We start from the raw sequence: 16,078 nt of genomic DNA on the forward strand, positions 1-16,078 counted from the left end.
GCCATACAATTAAAAACCCGAAAATGACACACTATTCCTTCTCGATAAGCCGCCTTTCAACGCCGTGCGCATTGGCAAAGTGGACGGTTCTTGTATTGGGTTTACTTTTGCTGCCTTCGTTTTGGAACATCGTATCTGCCCAAAAAGACGATGACGCGGTAAAAGGCCTGTTTAAAATTGCGCTGGATGCCAAAGACGAATCCATCGCCAACATCAGCTGGGGCGACAATCTTCCCTATTACTCGGGAGGGTGCGGCGACAAAGTGCACCTCATCGAGATAAGCGCTTATTATTCCCCCAATTACATACACATTCACGGCAAAGATTACTTTGAAAGCCGACCATCGAGCGGAATCGCACCGATGCAAATTGGCCCCAGCAAAAACATCGGGTTCGAGATCCGCTACGAATGGGGATCGCCCAACGGAGGATGCTCATTGAAATGGGGATATGAATACCTAACCATAACAACGCCCGCCATAAAACCACCGACCGATGTCGATGCCCACATGATCAGTGACACCTCCGCGGAAATCTCCTGGAAAAAGGGGTCTGGAATCGTAGAACACAGTATACAGTACCTCATTAAACGGAATGGAGTTGAAATTGCACGGGTAAGGGGCGACTTGCTCAGCTATGTAGATACCACCATAGCAAAGGGAACCATGGACGTACTCTATACTGTGCAGACGATTGTGGGTGAAGACGCTCCGGCCCGGTGGAACCGCACACAGTCTAGCGAAGTACAAGCCCCGGCACTTAATCTCCGACTGGAAGCTACGACTACCGAAAGCAACCGGATCAAGCTTACGTGGCCCGAGCTAGATAATGTACATGGCGTGGAGGCCGTCATCATCGTTAGAAACGGGGTGGACATTGAGCGTGACTACTCCAAACACGCCACCTCCTATACCGATTACGAGGTGATAGCAGGCATGGCATACACCTACCAATTGCGGTTCCGCGGCACGCAAAGCGAAACAATCAAAGCTGTGGGCCGCAGTAAACCGAATGGTAAAATAAGCGGTTACGTCCGCAACAGCACTGGCATAGGAATCGCGGGCATCGATATCACCGCATCATCGACTGCCGAGATCGACGACAACGTCGAATCGAAGCAGTACATGTACACCGCCACCACCGAGCACGATGGGTACTATGAGATCCCGGAAATCTTTTACGGCGACGCCGCCAGCTATCAGGTGGTTCCCAAACTACCGGGGTATGATTTACCGCGGTTCAACCCGGATACCCTGGTGCGCAACCTGGACATCGACGAATACAACATCAAAAACGTCAGTTTTGAAGATACCGCCTCGTTTACCGTAGCCGGACAGGTCTATTTTTACCTGTCCAATTCGGTCAGCAACTCGCATCTTAAACTGGGCATGGATTCGGTCGATATTTATGTAGATGGCGTACGTACCGCCACCACGAAACCGGATGGCACCTATGCGCTCAATTTCGCCTCATCGGGCACCTACCACATTGCGGCGGCCTATCGGCAGCACAAAATCAGGCCCCTTGCCGTGCATGCAGACCAAGACACGTTGACCACTGGGGTGTATCCGGTAACGGGCCAGCGAAACGAGTTGGCTTATGGTTATGACGTATTGGTCGAAAGCGATGTCGGCGGCATCAACTTCATCAATCTCCAAACCGATACGCTGGAACTGCACGTGTACGCCACAGACGGCAAGTTCCCGGTGGGCGAAGAAATCCTGATGGACATCAGGCCCATCGATGGCTATGGCGCGCCCCTACCAACACGTGTATTTCCGCCGTTGCCGGTGTATGCCAACGGCAATACCACCTCGCTTACCGACACGGGGCCATTTGACAACGACCCTGGGAATGACATCCATGGAGGGCTATCGACCGCGGACTGGACAGATGCCAACACCTATGTCTGGAACGGACAGCCCGTGCACATCAAAACCGACAATCCCGGAAACACCAACGGCAGTGCCGTGGTGGTATTGCCTGCTCTGGCTTACGAAATATATGCCACCCATATCATTGAGCGCAACGACCCCGACCTTCCCTATTCAAATGCCAATGCTCTTGTGAACACCAACAAGCAGGAATTTTTCCGGAAGCTCAAACAGCGGATTTCGCTTGCTGAGCGCGATACTGTCGAAGCATTCCGCGACTCGGTCATACTCGATCCGCCACAAGATGAAATCCGAACCATCGTCAATCAAGACCATGATCCGGATGACCCAGCCAGCGGTCCCTACGAAATACAGGACACCATCCGCGCCGGCGAGTTTGGACTGGATACCATGCACATGGCCTACCGGGAGGCCACCAACCCCAACCTGCGTTTCGTTTACCACCAGGAGCTCGATATCGTTTGGGACGACGAAGCCGATTGGGACCGGAACAACCTCCTTCAGCCCGGCAAGCTGGAACCCCAGGTCATCAACCAGTGGGGTGCGGCACGGAGCAAATACAGCGATAAGCTGTATCTGCTGGAACAGGGCGTGCAGGAACTGTTACGATTCCGGGTGGTAGAAGCCTATGACCTGTATGGCGAAGCTTACCAACATCCGGTAGATTCGGCCATCATTGAGATTTACGACGGCATCGGCGACTTCAATAACGCGCAACGGTACCGCTACCTGCCACACGACCCAGCTAGCGGCCGGTACCAACCGTTCACGTATCAGCTGGTGCCGGGGGCACCCAACTTCAGCGTGGCACCGTTCCACGAAAAGTCATTCCAGCTATTTGCTAAGGTGGGGATGGGCACATCCCAGCTGACGCACAGCAAGACGCTGTTTGCCACGGTGGTGGGATCGCGCGAAGAAGAAGGAAAAGGCGTGGTATCCAGCCCGAACATCCCCTACCTGATCCTGCATCGCCCACCCGGAGACCAGTCGTACGCACGCATCAAGAAAGGCTCGCAATTTACCTGGCGTGAAACCAAAAAATACGGCACCAGCGGTGGTGCAGGAATCAACGCTTCGCTGGGCTTCAATTCCAACATCTTCGGTGTAAACCTATTCGGCCGGGTAGAAACCAGCTTGGTTGCCGGTCGGAATAACGAAGGCGATCGCGGTTTCCAGCACGTATTCACCGTGGAGGAAGAAATCGCCACCAGTCCAGACGGCGAGTTCAATGCCGGCAAGGGTGGCGACATCCTCTTTTTCAATACCAACGTATTCTCTTACGGCATCTATAACCACCTGGTATACGAACCCCAGGTAAACGGCGGACCGGGGAAATTGAGCCATTTCCAAGCGGCAGACCTGGCCGACCGGGGGATGGAAAGCATCGTGATGTATACCTACAACCAAGTGAAGAATACCGAAATTCCGCGCCTGGAAAACCTCATCGGCCATAACAACACCCAGATCAGCATCGACCAGAACAAGCCGCAAGCGCAACAGGATACCTCGGAGACCAACCGGCTACGCAACGAGATTAACCGGTACCGGGAACAGATCCGGGTGTACAACAAGGTACTGCATAACGTGGATAGCATACAGGCCCTGGCCAATGGACATGACGGTGAATTGGCCCCTTTCTACGAGGAAATGGTCCAGGAAGTCATGCAAAACAAGCTCGATTCCGCAGAAGCCAGCAGCGAAATCGTCGACAGGCTTAAAAACCATTCGGGCGATATGTACGCCATGCAGAAAAACATTACGTTTTCCAACGGCGTCGACTACAGCTTCACGCTGCAAAACAGCATGACCTACATCGATAATTTTGAATATGAGGTCTATATCGACTGGGACCTTACCGCAACCGGGGGCATCCAGGTGGGCGAGAATGACCTGACGCGAAATGAGGTCGGCGCATCCGCGACCGTACATACCATTGTAGACGGGACCATTTTGAGCCGCGAAGGCGAAATAAATAACGAGATCGAGATTTTCCTCAGCGATGACGACATCGGCGACAGCTTCAGCCTGAATACATACGTCGATCCGACCTATAAGACCCCCATCTTCGGTGTATACGGTGGGGCGTCGTCATGCCCTTACGAAATCGGCACGTTGCAACGCGACCTACCCGTCATCGCAGTATCCGGCAACTCCAAACTGGTGAATGTCCCCGCCGACGAACCTGCCACGTTTACGGTAAGCATCGGCAACGAAAGTGTAACGGAGGAGGCCCGCGAATATATCGTTTTCGTGAACCCCAGGAGCAACCCCAATGGCGCCCGTGTTTACCTCGGCGGCACGGTCATCAACAATACACCCGCATCTTTCTTTGTCCAACCCCAAGATTCTGCCCGCATTACCCTGGAAGTGTACCGCGGGCCCATTGCCTACCAATACAATAACCTCGAATTGGTTATCGCACCTGCGTGCTCCGATATTGAAACGCGAAACGTAGATGATTCTCTCTCCAAAGCATCCGTATACATATCCGCCCATTTCACCCCGTCCTGCGGAACGGTCGACCTTTTCAAACCGGGCCACAACTGGCTCGTCAGCTCCCTCAACCACAATCGGTTGCAGGTGACCTTCAACGAATACGACCCCAACAACCCCAACCTCCGTGAAATCAGGCTGCAATACCGGCGGAAAACGGGGCAGCAGGCAGGAACGGTGATGGAGGACTGGGTAGACGTTGTCAGCGTCACACCCAGCCAGCTCACGGATGCGTTCTACGACTACCTCATGGACGTATCGGGGCTGCCCGACGGCGATTACGAACTCCGGGCGACATCCGTCTGCACCGACGGATATTATTATTCGGACGTTTACGCGGGTACGATAGACCGCACCAGCGTGAATATATATGGGCTACCCGAACCCGCCAACGGCATATACGGGATCGGGTCGGGCATCCGTGTAGCCTTCAACACCACGCTGGCAGCGAGCCAGCCCACCCTCTCCGTTTGGCTGGAAGAAGATGGCACCGGCACAGCCATTCCGGTAACCTATGCGATGAACGCCCAACGCAACGAAATCAGTATTACGCCGGTTACGGGCGACGGCGCCTTCGATCTACTGGAAACCAAACAGATCAACGCCTTCCTCACCGGCGCCATAGCCGACAATGCCAATGAGCAGCGAGATACCATCCAATGGTCATTCATCGTGAACCGCAGCCCCGTGTATTGGAACCCTGCCAGCATAGACATCGTTGCCGAAGCCAACGCCGATACCGCGTTCGGGGCGATGCTGAGCAACAAGACGGCCGCCAATCATTCCTTTACCATCACGGAATACCCGCAGTGGCTCACGCCCACCATCACCTCGGGCAATGTGGTACCTTTCGGGGGTATAAACATCGATTTCGCCATTGACAACCGGCTTAACCCGGGCACCTACCAGGATACCGTGGCAGCACTCATCAACGATAAAAGCCAATACCTTATCGTTACGGTGAACGTGATCAAGGCATCGCCAGACTGGCAGGTCAACCCCGCCGATTTCAGCCACCAGATGAACATCGTGGCCCAGTTCAGCCGCGATGAAACCGACCTGTTGCTATCGCGCGATATCTTAGACAAAATAGCCGTGTTCGTAGGTGATGAGCCACGCGGGGTGGCCAACATCACCTATGAGCCTACGTACGACAGGTATGTGGCTTACCTCACCGCCTACTCGAACAACCCCGCGGGCGAACGTCTTTCCTTCCGGCTGTGGGATGCCATACCCGGATTGGAATACGAGAGCGCCGAGCGCCTCGACTTTGCCACCAATGGCCATGTGGGCAATGTAAACATGCCTTATATCGCCCACGCCGCGGGCATCTACCAATCGATTCCACTCCGCGCGGGGTGGAACTGGCTATCGTTGTATGTGGAGGGCAGCGACATGTCGACCGACAACGTGCTCAAACACATCGATGCAGACGACCAGGCAATCATCAAGACCTTGTTTGGGAACAGCTCGTATAGCCAGTTCACGGCTATTGACGGTTGGGTGGGCACATTGGACACGCTGTACGTGTACCAAAGCTACATGATGTACCTGTCGCACGCCGACACGTTAAAGGTGTTCGGACAGCTACCCGAGACCGCCGTGATGCTTACCCTCAACCAGGGCTGGAACTGGCTTGGCTATCCGCGGTACTATAACACCGATATCAACACCTATTTCGGCAGTGCCATGCCGGGCGACAAGGATAAGATCGTAGGGCAAGACGGCTTTGCCGAATACGATGCCGCCGCGGGCCAATGGTTTGGGAGCCTGCGCTACCTCCAGCCGAACCACGGATACCGGTATTACAGTCAGCATGGCCTCACGTTCGAAGTCGGCGTGCCCGACCCTGCACCCGCACCCACACGGTTCATGGGGATGCGGATGATGGCGGCGGGGACGGCCCGTGCGTTGGCACAAACACCCCAAATAAACATCAACCCCTTTGCGGTGGTGACCAGCAGCGTAGACCCCACGGTAACGGCAAACACCATTGAAAGGCCCTACCACAGCACGCTCACTTCGACGATCATGCAAGACGGTATGCCGGTTACCGACCCCGAAAACTACGAAGTATGGGTCCGGGTAAATGGCGAGCTAGTCAATATCGTAACCCCTATATCGGGGCCCGACGAGACGGTCAACAGCTTCATTCCCGTGTTTGGCGACGACACGGAGACCGGCCAAAAAATCGAACTCGTGGTACATGACAAATCGAGGGGCCAGGTTTATGAAGCTTACGTCATCCCATCGACCAATGAAGGTATGCCCTACTCACCCAGCCACGCCGTTGACCTACGGTTCGAAGCCGACGCGGTATCGGGAACGGTGCAGCAGCCCATGGCCATCGTATTGGAAGGTGCGGCCGACCTTTCGCTTTCGCGTTCGGTCGAACAAACGGAAGTCATGCTCAATGGCACGTTCAGTTACGTGATCCGGGTGTCGAACCCGAGCGCTGAAGTAGCCGTTAACGTAGCGCTAAGCGATACGGTAGCGGCGGCATTCGATGTCGTTTCGATTTCGGGCGGCGCGCAGTTCGACAGCGGCAGCCGCACCGTTAAACAAACCATTTCTGCGTTGCAGCCCGGCGAGGAACGGGAAATCGTGCTGCAACTGCAAGCCTTGCAAGTGGGCACACACGCGGTAGGCCATGGCCAGGTCACTGCCAATAACGATCGTGATGCCAGCAATGATATTGGCCAACCCGTTCTGGTAAACGTATCAGATACCCGTGCAGATGCGGAACGGCTGTTTATTCCCGGCTTGTTCACCCCGAATGGTGATGGCATCAACGACTTCTTTGAAATCGTTGGCTTGCCGGAGTATTTTCCGGAGAATGAACTGGTTATCTACAATAAAAACTATAACACCATTTATAAGAAAGTCAACTACCGGAATGATTGGGGCGGCGATAATCAACCGATGGGATCGTACGGTTACATCCTGAAAGTAAAAACGGCCACCGGCGAAGAGAAAATCTATAAAGGTTTCATAACCATCACGTATTAACCACCAACGAAAAGCCATGAAACATTCAATTCTCCTGCTAGCAAGCATCGCTGCCACCTCCTTGTGCAGCAAGACGGCCTCCGGCCAAGCTGAACTGCAGGGCAGCCAATATTTATTCCACAAAACATACATCAACCCCGCTTATGCCGGGTCGATGGGTAATTTCTCGGCAAACATGCACTTCATGATGAAAGATGGCACAGACAATGTCAAAAATTCTTCCACGGTTTCGCTTGCCGCCGATGCCATGCTCCCCAGCAAGCGGCTCGGCCTAGGCCTCAACCTTATCCGCAGCCGATTTGGGAACGACAGTTATACAACATTATATCTGAATGCCGCATATCACCTGCAAGCTTCAGAAGGGCTAACCATTTCATCGGGTATCGCTGCGGGATTCCAACAGTTCGACATCAACCTAACCCAGCTTACCGTCGTGACACCCGGCGACCCTGCCATCAGCAGTGGCAACATATACAGTTCAAAGGTAGACCTACGTGCTGGGATTTATCTCGATTATCTAAAGAAGTTCTACGCCGGTTTATCTTTCGATAATTTAACATCCATATACGTGAACCGGTCTGATTACCAAAACTATATTCCTCTAGAGTTCAGACGGCTCAACCTCTATTTCAATACCGGTGCTCGTTTTGAATATGACCAAGGGCTCACCCTAAGGCCATCTCTATTGATCCTGAAAACATTCGGGGGACCTACGACTATAGAAGGCGGAAGCTTTTTAGATATCAGCCGGAATTTTGCATTCGGTGTCGCTTTCCGGTATCACTCCCACGCGATGTCAAGCATCAATAAAGATAACGAACGTTACACGCAGAACATCATTAGGCCGATGCTAGACGTCAGCATTCTTAAATCGGGGAGCTTACGGATGAGCTACGGCTACAACATCAATGCGTATCGGCCGGACGGCATTTCAAACGCGATGCATGATTTCTCGCTGACATACCACTTCTTCCCTACCCCTTAAGCCCCTACACGCTCCACCACCAGTGCACTCGCTCCGCCCCCGCCGTTGCAGATGCCGGCCACCCCGATACGGCCATCGTGCTGAGCCAATACGGAGAGCAGGGTAACGACGATACGGGCACCCGAGGCACCCAGCGGGTGGCCCATTGACACGGCACCACCATTCACGTTCACTATATCGGCAGGCAATCCCAATTCTTGGTTGTTGGCGATAGCGACCACCGAGAAGGCCTCATTTATCTCATAAAAATCCACGTCATCAGCCCCGATGCCAGCGTGAAGCAATGCTCGGGGAATCGCTTTGGCCGGAGCCGTGGTAAACCACTCGGGTGCCTGCTGGGCATCGGCATACCCGCGTATACGGGCGAGCGGCCGGAGGCCCAGCTTCTCCAACTTGGCTTTGCTTACCAACACCAGCGCTGCCGCCCCATCGTTGAGCGTAGACGCGTTAGCCGCTGTTACCGTACCATCGGCCTTGAATACCGGCCGTAACATGGGGATCTTATCAAACTTTACCGCAAGGACCTCCTCATCTTCCGCAACGACGGCCATCTCCCCTTTACGGCCGGCCACTTCCACGGGAACAATCTCCGATTCGAACTTACCGGCCCGCTGCGCTGCCTGCGACCGTTTATAAGATTCGATTGCGTACGCATCCTGCGCCTCACGGCTGATACCGCATGTCGCGGCACAAAGCTCAGCTGCCGACCCCATGTGGTAGTCGTTATACACATCCCACAATCCGTCTTTCACAAGACCATCCACTACTTGCCCGTGGCCCAGCCGGTAGCCCGTCCTGGCCTTATCGAGGTAATACGGCACATTGCTCATGCTCTCCATGCCACCGGCCACTACAATGTCTTTTGCGCCCACTGCAATACTTTGTGCAGCCAGCATAATCGCTTTCGCACCAGATGCGCATACCTTGTTGACCGTAGTGGCGGGGAGATCCGGAAGCCCGGCAAACTTGGCGGCCTGCGTGGCCGGGGCCTGCCCGAGGTTGGCCGACAAAACATTGCCGAAGAAAACCTCCTCTACATAGTCGCCAGAAATACCGGCACGGCTCACCGCCTCCTTGATGGCGATGCCGCCGAGCTGTGGGGCAGATAAGGCGGATAGGCCACCCCCAAAACTACCGATCGGGGTACGCACAGCAGAAACAATATAAACGTCTTGCATAATGGATAACTGATTATAAGGCAAAGCTACAAAATTCAGGCAATAAGCAAGATACAGCACGTCTCCCGATAGTTAAAAATAACTTACATAAAATGTTAGGTTAATCTAAATTTATTATTTTTGTACATAGTTATGAGAAAGGTGTACCGCTTGGCTTTTGTGGTTTGCTGTCTGGTTTATGGCTTATCATGCCAGCCAGACACGGATGAACGCACCCCGAACGGCAAGCCTTACATCCTTGCTACCACTGGGATGGTGGCCGATATGGTACGGCATATCGTGGGCGACTCGGCCGTGGTGGATGCCATGATGCAGCCTGGGGTAGACCCCCACCTTTATAAAGCCAGCCAGGGTGACCTGCGAAAAATATTGGATGCCGATTATCTTTTTTACAACGGTGTGCATCTCGAAGGCAAGCTATCCTCCATCTTAGAGAAACAAAAACGGGTGAAACCCGTAGTTGCCGTAGGCGACAGCCTCGATGGGCTAATCCGGGTGAATAAAACGACTTACGACCCGCATATCTGGTTTGACGTGTCGCTTTGGAAAGCAGCGACAGCCAATGCGGCACAACAGCTGACCGAGATCGACACGGCGAATGCAGCGTATTACCGGGCCAATGCGCAGCGCTATATGAAGCAGCTCGACTCATTGCATACCTGGGTGCAGCACAGGATCAACACCATCCCCGAAGGGAAAAGGGTACTGATTACCGCACATGACGCCTTCAGCTATTTCGGCCGCGCATACGGAGTGGAAGTACGTGGGTTGCAGGGCATTTCCACCGTCTCCGAATTCGGACTTCGCGACGTATCGAATCTGGTGGACTACATCGTGAAGCACGGAATTCCAGCTGTGTTTGTAGAAAGCTCGGTATCCGACAGGTCGTTGAAAGCGGTGCTAACCGGTGTTCGCCAACGGGGCGGCACGGTACGGATCGGGGGCAACCTATTCTCCGATGCCATGGGTGCCGCCGGCACGGCTGAGGGTACGTACATCGGCATGGTAAAATACAATGTGAACACGATTGTGGAAGCGTTAAACAATAAATAATATACGGTATGATCGTCCATACACAAGAACCGATATTGGAAGTGCATGACCTGATGGTAACTTATGGGCGCAAGCCGGTGCTATGGGGGGTGGATTTCACCCTGCCGTCCGGCTGCATTGCGGGTATCGTGGGGCCAAACGGTGCTGGTAAATCCACGCTCCTCAAAACCATTATGGGGCTGATTACACCCTCCAGCGGATACATCAAGCTGTTTGACCGCTCGTTGGACGAGGTAAGGTCGCAAGTTAGCTACGTGCCGCAACGTGAGTCTGTCGATTGGGATTTCCCCGTTTCCGTACTGGATGTGGTATTGATGGGACGCTACGGTAAAGTGGGGTTACTGCGCAATACGGGGCCGCGCGACCGGGATATCGCAATGGACTGCTTGGATAAGGTGGGGATGTCTGCCTATACCAAGCGGCAGATCTCGCAGCTTTCGGGCGGGCAGCAGCAGCGTGTTTTCCTGGCACGGGCACTGGCGCAGGAAGCGGACCTCTATTTCATGGATGAGCCGTTTGCCGGTGTAGATGCTGCAACGGAGCAGACGATTATCGCACTGCTCCGCGAAATGGCATCTGCCGGCAAGACCATTGTCGTTGTGCACCACGACCTGCAGTCGGCGCGTGCCTACTTCGATTGGATCGTACTGCTCAATATGCACCTCGTCGCCGCCGGCCCTACAAATGAGGTCTTCACGGAGGAAACCATCCAGCAGGCTTACGGTGGTCGTCTTAACCTCTTATCACAGGTGGGTGATGTGATGGAGAAAAGGGCTTTCCCAAGCCGAGAGCGTTAAAGAAAAGTTATGGAAACTCTCCTCGATTTTCTAACACTTTCAGATCCGAATGTCCGCTACGTCGTACTGGGCAATGTATTGCTTTCGTCGAGCGCTGCCATGGTAGGCGCTTTCATACTCTTGCAGAAAAAAGCACTTATCGGTGATGCCGTTTCGCATGCGGTGCTACCCGGTATCTGTGCGGCATTCCTATTTTCCGGCAGTAAGAATATTGGGTTCATGCTTAGCGGTGCTTTCGTCACAGGCTGGCTGGCCCTGTTGGCCATTGACTACATCACGGCACACTCGAAAGTCAAGAAAGACGCTGCTATCGGACTAGTATTATCTGTATTCTTCGGGGTGGGTATGGTAATGATGACCTACATCCAGCAATCGGGGAATGCCGCCCAAAGTGGACTAGACCATTTCCTGTTTGGCAAAGCTGCCACCCTCGTGGGAACCGATTTGTTGATTTTCAGTATCCTTGCCGTTGTCCTACTCGTTGTCGTCGGTCTTTTTTTCAAGTCATTTACCTTAGTTGCTTTCGACCGTCCCTATGCCCAAGCGCTAGGCTATCCCGTGCGTAAGCTCGACCTGTTGCTCACGAGCCTGACCGTGCTAGCTGTGGTAACGGGTATCACCGCGGTAGGTGTGGTGCTGATGGCAGCCATGCTGATCACGCCGGCCGCGGCGGCCCGATATTGGACGAATAACATCCGCCGCATGGTATGGCTTGCTGTCGGCTTCGGTGCCTTTGCCGGATTGGCAGGAGCATACATCTCTTACGCTGCCCCGGCGATGCCCACGGGGCCGTGGATGGTAGTAGTTTCCTCGGCCATCGCTTTCTTTTCATTTTTCTTTGCCCCCACCAAAGGCATCGTACCCAAGATGTACACACAGCATAAAAACCAGCGGATTATCGCTGAGGAGAACACGCTGAAGCGCTTCTACCACTTGGGCGAGCGGAACAGCCACTTCCTCGGTTTACGGAACGCGGACGAGCTGTTTGCCAAAGATGAGCTGAACGCGTCGTCATCGTCATCCCGGGCCGCATTAAAGCGGCTGGCTACCAAGAAGCTTGTCGTGTCAGACGGGCAGCAGTGGAGGCTCACGGATATCGGTTGGCAGAAGGCGACGCGCATCGTACGGCTCCACCGGCTGTGGGAACTGTATTTAACGAAGTATATGAATATCGCGGCGGACCATGTGCATGATGACGCGGAAACCATCGAGCATATCATTACGCCCGAATTGGAGCGTGAACTGGAGCACCAGCTCGGATATCCCGATAAGGACCCGCACAACACGGAAATACCGAAAATTTAAATTAAACACGGATGACACGTTGTCTATTGTCTAATGTCTATTGTCTATTGTCTATTGTCTAATGTCTATTGTCTATTGTCTATTGTCTAATGTCTATTGTCTATTGTCTATTGTCTAATGTCTAATGTCTAGCTAATGATAGCCTTTTGGATTATACTGACCGGATCATTGGTGGCTATTACCTGCGGGTTGTTGGGCTGTTTTTTAATCCTCCGGAAGATGAGCATGGTAGGCGATGCGATCAGCCATGCGGTATTGCCAGGGATTGTAATCGCTTTCTTGCTCAGCGGTAGCCGAGACACCTTACCCATGATATTAGGTGCCGGTGCCACCGGATTGCTCACCACGTTCCTGACCGAATATTTCCACCGCCGTGCCGGCCTGCAAACCGATGCGGCAATCGGGGTGGTGTTTACTTTCCTCTTCGCGGTCGGCATCATCCTGATCAGTGCCTTTGCCGGCCAGGTGGATATCGATCAGGACTGTGTTTTATACGGAGAAATAGCCTACGTGCCGATTGATCTGTGGGTAACCGCCAATGGCACCATTATGGGCCCCCGCCCGGTCTATATCCTATCGGTTGTGCTGATATTGGTGGTCGCGTTCATCTGTGTAGGCTACAAGGAGCTCAAGCTGACGTCGTTCGATCCGGCGTTTGCCTCGGTATTGGGTATCTCCACAGCGCTGTGGCATTACCTATTAACGGCTGCGGTATCCATTACTACGGTCAGTTCGTTTGAATCCGTAGGCGCCATCCTGGTTATTGCATTCCTCATCGGCCCACCGGCCACGGCCTATCTCTTGACACATAATTTAAAACGTATGCTGGCTATCACGGCTGCCCTCGGGGTGTTCATCGCATTTGCTGGCTACTGGATGGCATACTGGCTCAACGCATCCATTGCGGGGTGCATGGCCGTAGTTACCGGGCTGTGTTTTCTCGGTGTGTTTTCCATGCAACGGATACGGTCATCAAGAATCCAACCACCCATTGCCGACCCGGCGGCGGGGTAGGCGGATGTACAGTTATTTCGCTTGGAGTGGAAAATTGATCATCCAGCGCACACCGAACTTGTCTTCGAAGGATCCGAAGTAATCTCCCCAAAACATCTCTTCCATGGGCATCTCCACCTTGCCACCGGCAGAAAGACCGTTGAACAGCCTATCCGCTTCGTCCCGGCTATCCGGCGTGATGGAGATGTAATTGTTATTGCCCACGTTCAATACATGTCCGGCCGAGTCCAAGCAATCGGATGCCATCAGGTATTGCCCATTGCCTACCGGGATGGATACATGCACGGCGTAGTCACGCTCCTTCTCGGGCAAGTTTTCCGACCCCGGCGTGTCGCTCATCCGTTGGATGAACAGCTCACCACCAAAAACCGTTTGGTAAAAGCGGAACGCTTCTTCCGCATTACCCCCAAAGTTTAAATAAGGATTGAATACCATTGTATTTAATTATTAAGTGTGAAATTGTTTCCAGAATATCATCCTACTGTGTAGGTATAACTAACAACACAAAGGTAACCCGCTTGTTTGTAAACTCAGAGGGCAGACATGTCAATCTACAGGGGGAATTGTGACAAGTTAACACAGCATCGCCCCGAATGATGGTTTTTCGAAAAACATTTTGCGGAATACGGATTAATAAATACATTTGCATCCCCGAATAGGGAATAGTACCTTAACATATGCCCAGGTGGCGGAATTGGTAGACGCGCTGGTCTCAAACACCAGTGGGGCGACCCATGCCGGTTCGATCCCGGCCCTGGGTACAACCAAGAGTTGTATTTAGAAGCCAACATGTTTATTATAAACGTGTTGGCTTTTTCGTTTTCAATCACTTTAAAATAGTGCGTCAAAAAGTGTGACACTTTTCGTTTGAAACAGGGCAACCGCATTTAAAAATATCCGAGTATTTGCTCCCTGAATGTGTCGTTGAGAGATGCACTGATCATCTTTCCTTTCTTGGATAGCTTTTCGGAGTGTCTTTCGACCATCCTGAGGCATATTTTGAGGATGGCGTTGAAGTTCCTGACGGCATTCCTGTTTTTCCTTTTGGCGGCGTCCTCACCGAAATTCACGTCCAGTTCCCAGTGGAGGTTATTTTCTATCCCCCAATGGCTCCTGATCTGTGCATTGAAGGTTTCAGCGGAGTGCGCTGCGCTGCTGATGTAATAGCGGGTCTGGTGCTGGGTCTCGCCGGTTTTCTTGAAATAGCGCTGCGAGCGGATACGGACGATGGTTTTAAGGTCGGGCCAGGGCTCATCAAGGTCCAGGAACCCCAGCTCCCCGATGACATCGCATTCCCTGGTCTCCACCCTGCCGTGGCCGCCGTCCACCGAACGGTCCCTGCCGCAGGGCGTGCGTATGGAAAACATTTTCTCCACCTGCTCCAGCAGTTCACCCTGGTTGTCCTTGACGGCCAGCAGGTAATCCGATTTCTTCGAGCGTATCTTCGCTGCGATGTCCCGCTGGCAGCCCATGGCATCGATGGATACCATGCATCCCTTGGTATTGATCAGCTCCAGCAGTACAGGGATGGCCGTGATCTCGTTGCTCTTGTCAAAAACATCCAGCTGGCCAAGGCTCAGCCGGTTAGCCGTGGCGAAGGCCGACACCATGTGGATGGCATCTTCCTGCCCGTTTTTCCCGCCCGAGCCGCGGATACGCTTGCCGTCTATGCTGACCACTTCGCCTTCCAGCGGCTTGAAGCAGCCCGAGGCCCATTCCATGAAGAACCGCGAGAACACGGCCGGTTCAAGCGCCCCGAAAAACCGCTCCAGGGTGTCTGGGGAAGGGATGCCGTAACGGTAGGGAAAGAACCTGCGCAGCCAATCCAGGCGGTGCTGGCCGAACAGTACCACCGCCTGCCAGTTGTCCATCCCGCAGATCGCAGCGCTCACCATCAAAAAGAGGATGTCACACAGCGGGTGCCGGAGGTTGCCTTTGTTTGTACGTCTGGGATCGGCCATCTGCCCAAAGATGGCGATAAATCTTGAGGTTACCGGGTGTTCTCCGCCGGACTGCTGTTTTTTTGATGCACTCGTGCCTAAAAAACAAACTAATTGACGGCAATTTTTTGATACACACTATATTATAACTATATTCGTGACAACAAACAACCAAGCCCCGTAAGGCTTGCGTAAAGGAAACCATAAAATGTAAAGGCATGAGACCGGCCCGCGAGGGCTACCTGTGCCCGGCACCTAACCCAAATCACAGAAAATCAAAAAGTTTTAAATGCGGTTGCCCTGCGTTTGAAATCCGACCAAAATATAATCCGTATATTTACCGTGTCCTACTGAGTAGGATTAAACGCTAACAAAGTTGTCGCTGCTTTTGTGCTTAAACTTTTCGCCA

The 16,078-nt window shown here is 53.2% G+C and carries 9 protein-coding genes and 1 tRNA gene; 7 read left to right on the forward strand and 3 right to left on the reverse strand.

Going from position 1 to position 16,078, the window contains the following annotated elements; translation table 11 throughout:
- Window positions 1-23: 23 nt before the first annotated feature.
- Complete coding sequence (locus NGM62_RS06165; RefSeq protein WP_262246627.1) at window positions 24-7,397, forward strand: T9SS type B sorting domain-containing protein; 7,374 nt, start codon at window positions 24-26, stop codon at window positions 7,395-7,397.
- A 16-nt stretch (window positions 7,398-7,413) separates the two neighbouring features.
- Window positions 7,414-8,382, forward strand: a complete 969-nt coding sequence (locus NGM62_RS06170; protein ID WP_262246628.1) for a PorP/SprF family type IX secretion system membrane protein — start codon at window positions 7,414-7,416, stop codon at window positions 8,380-8,382.
- Here the strand turns inward: NGM62_RS06170 and NGM62_RS06175 are convergent.
- A complete protein-coding gene (locus tag NGM62_RS06175) occupies window positions 8,379-9,560 on the reverse strand; it encodes an acetyl-CoA C-acyltransferase (RefSeq protein WP_262246629.1) in 1,182 nt (393 codons plus the stop codon). The two genes, NGM62_RS06170 and NGM62_RS06175, sit on opposite strands and share 4 nt — an antisense overlap.
- A 132-nt stretch (window positions 9,561-9,692) precedes the next feature.
- On the opposite strand from NGM62_RS06175, the gene NGM62_RS06180 reads away from it, so the two are divergent.
- The 4 genes from NGM62_RS06180 (at window position 9,693) to NGM62_RS06195 (ending at window position 13,729) form a co-directional block, all read left to right on the forward strand.
- On the forward strand, window positions 9,693-10,613 hold the full coding sequence (locus tag NGM62_RS06180; RefSeq protein ID WP_262246630.1) for a metal ABC transporter solute-binding protein, Zn/Mn family: 921 nt from the start codon (window positions 9,693-9,695) through the stop codon (window positions 10,611-10,613).
- A gap of 8 nt (window positions 10,614-10,621) precedes the next feature.
- On the forward strand, window positions 10,622-11,410 hold the full coding sequence (locus NGM62_RS06185; RefSeq protein ID WP_262246631.1) for a metal ABC transporter ATP-binding protein: 789 nt from the start codon (window positions 10,622-10,624) through the stop codon (window positions 11,408-11,410).
- A gap of 9 nt (window positions 11,411-11,419) precedes the next feature.
- A complete protein-coding gene (locus tag NGM62_RS06190; RefSeq protein WP_262246632.1) occupies window positions 11,420-12,715 on the forward strand; it encodes a metal ABC transporter permease in 1,296 nt (431 codons plus the stop codon).
- Window positions 12,716-12,850: 135 nt separating this feature from the next.
- A complete protein-coding gene (locus NGM62_RS06195; RefSeq protein WP_262246633.1) occupies window positions 12,851-13,729 on the forward strand; it encodes a metal ABC transporter permease in 879 nt (292 codons plus the stop codon).
- Between the two features lie 12 nt (window positions 13,730-13,741).
- On the opposite strand, the gene NGM62_RS06200 is transcribed toward NGM62_RS06195, so the two are convergent.
- Window positions 13,742-14,164, reverse strand: a complete 423-nt coding sequence (locus tag NGM62_RS06200) for a VOC family protein (protein WP_262246634.1) — start codon at window positions 14,162-14,164, stop codon at window positions 13,742-13,744.
- Between the two features lie 244 nt (window positions 14,165-14,408).
- On the opposite strand from NGM62_RS06200, the gene NGM62_RS06205 reads away from it, so the two are divergent.
- A tRNA-Leu gene (locus NGM62_RS06205) sits at window positions 14,409-14,490 on the forward strand.
- A 126-nt stretch (window positions 14,491-14,616) separates the two neighbouring features.
- Here the strand turns inward: NGM62_RS06205 and NGM62_RS06210 are convergent.
- Entirely contained in the window at window positions 14,617-15,708 is a 1,092-nt protein-coding gene (locus tag NGM62_RS06210) for an ISAs1 family transposase (protein ID WP_315975852.1), read from the reverse strand.
- Window positions 15,709-16,078: the final 370 nt, after the last annotated feature.

Origin of the sequence: Parapedobacter soli (assembly GCF_025460835.1) — a bacterium.
GTDB lineage: Bacteria > Bacteroidota > Bacteroidia > Sphingobacteriales > Sphingobacteriaceae > Parapedobacter > Parapedobacter soli.

Bases quoted from the DNA above. Each gene is read 5' to 3' on its own strand.
- NGM62_RS06185 (WP_262246631.1), top strand. From the start codon at position 10,622: ATGATCGTCCATACACAAGAACCGATATTGGAAGTGCATGACCTGATG.
- NGM62_RS06200 (WP_262246634.1), bottom strand. From the start codon at position 14,164: ATGGTATTCAATCCTTATTTAAACTTTGGGGGTAATGCGGAAGAAGCG.
- NGM62_RS06180 (WP_262246630.1), top strand. From the start codon at position 9,693: ATGAGAAAGGTGTACCGCTTGGCTTTTGTGGTTTGCTGTCTGGTTTAT.
- NGM62_RS06170 (WP_262246628.1), top strand. From the start codon at position 7,414: ATGAAACATTCAATTCTCCTGCTAGCAAGCATCGCTGCCACCTCCTTG.
- NGM62_RS06175 (WP_262246629.1), bottom strand. From the start codon at position 9,560: ATGCAAGACGTTTATATTGTTTCTGCTGTGCGTACCCCGATCGGTAGT.
- NGM62_RS06195 (WP_262246633.1), top strand. From the start codon at position 12,851: ATGATAGCCTTTTGGATTATACTGACCGGATCATTGGTGGCTATTACC.
- NGM62_RS06190 (WP_262246632.1), top strand. From the start codon at position 11,420: ATGGAAACTCTCCTCGATTTTCTAACACTTTCAGATCCGAATGTCCGC.
- NGM62_RS06165 (WP_262246627.1), top strand. From the start codon at position 24: ATGACACACTATTCCTTCTCGATAAGCCGCCTTTCAACGCCGTGCGCA.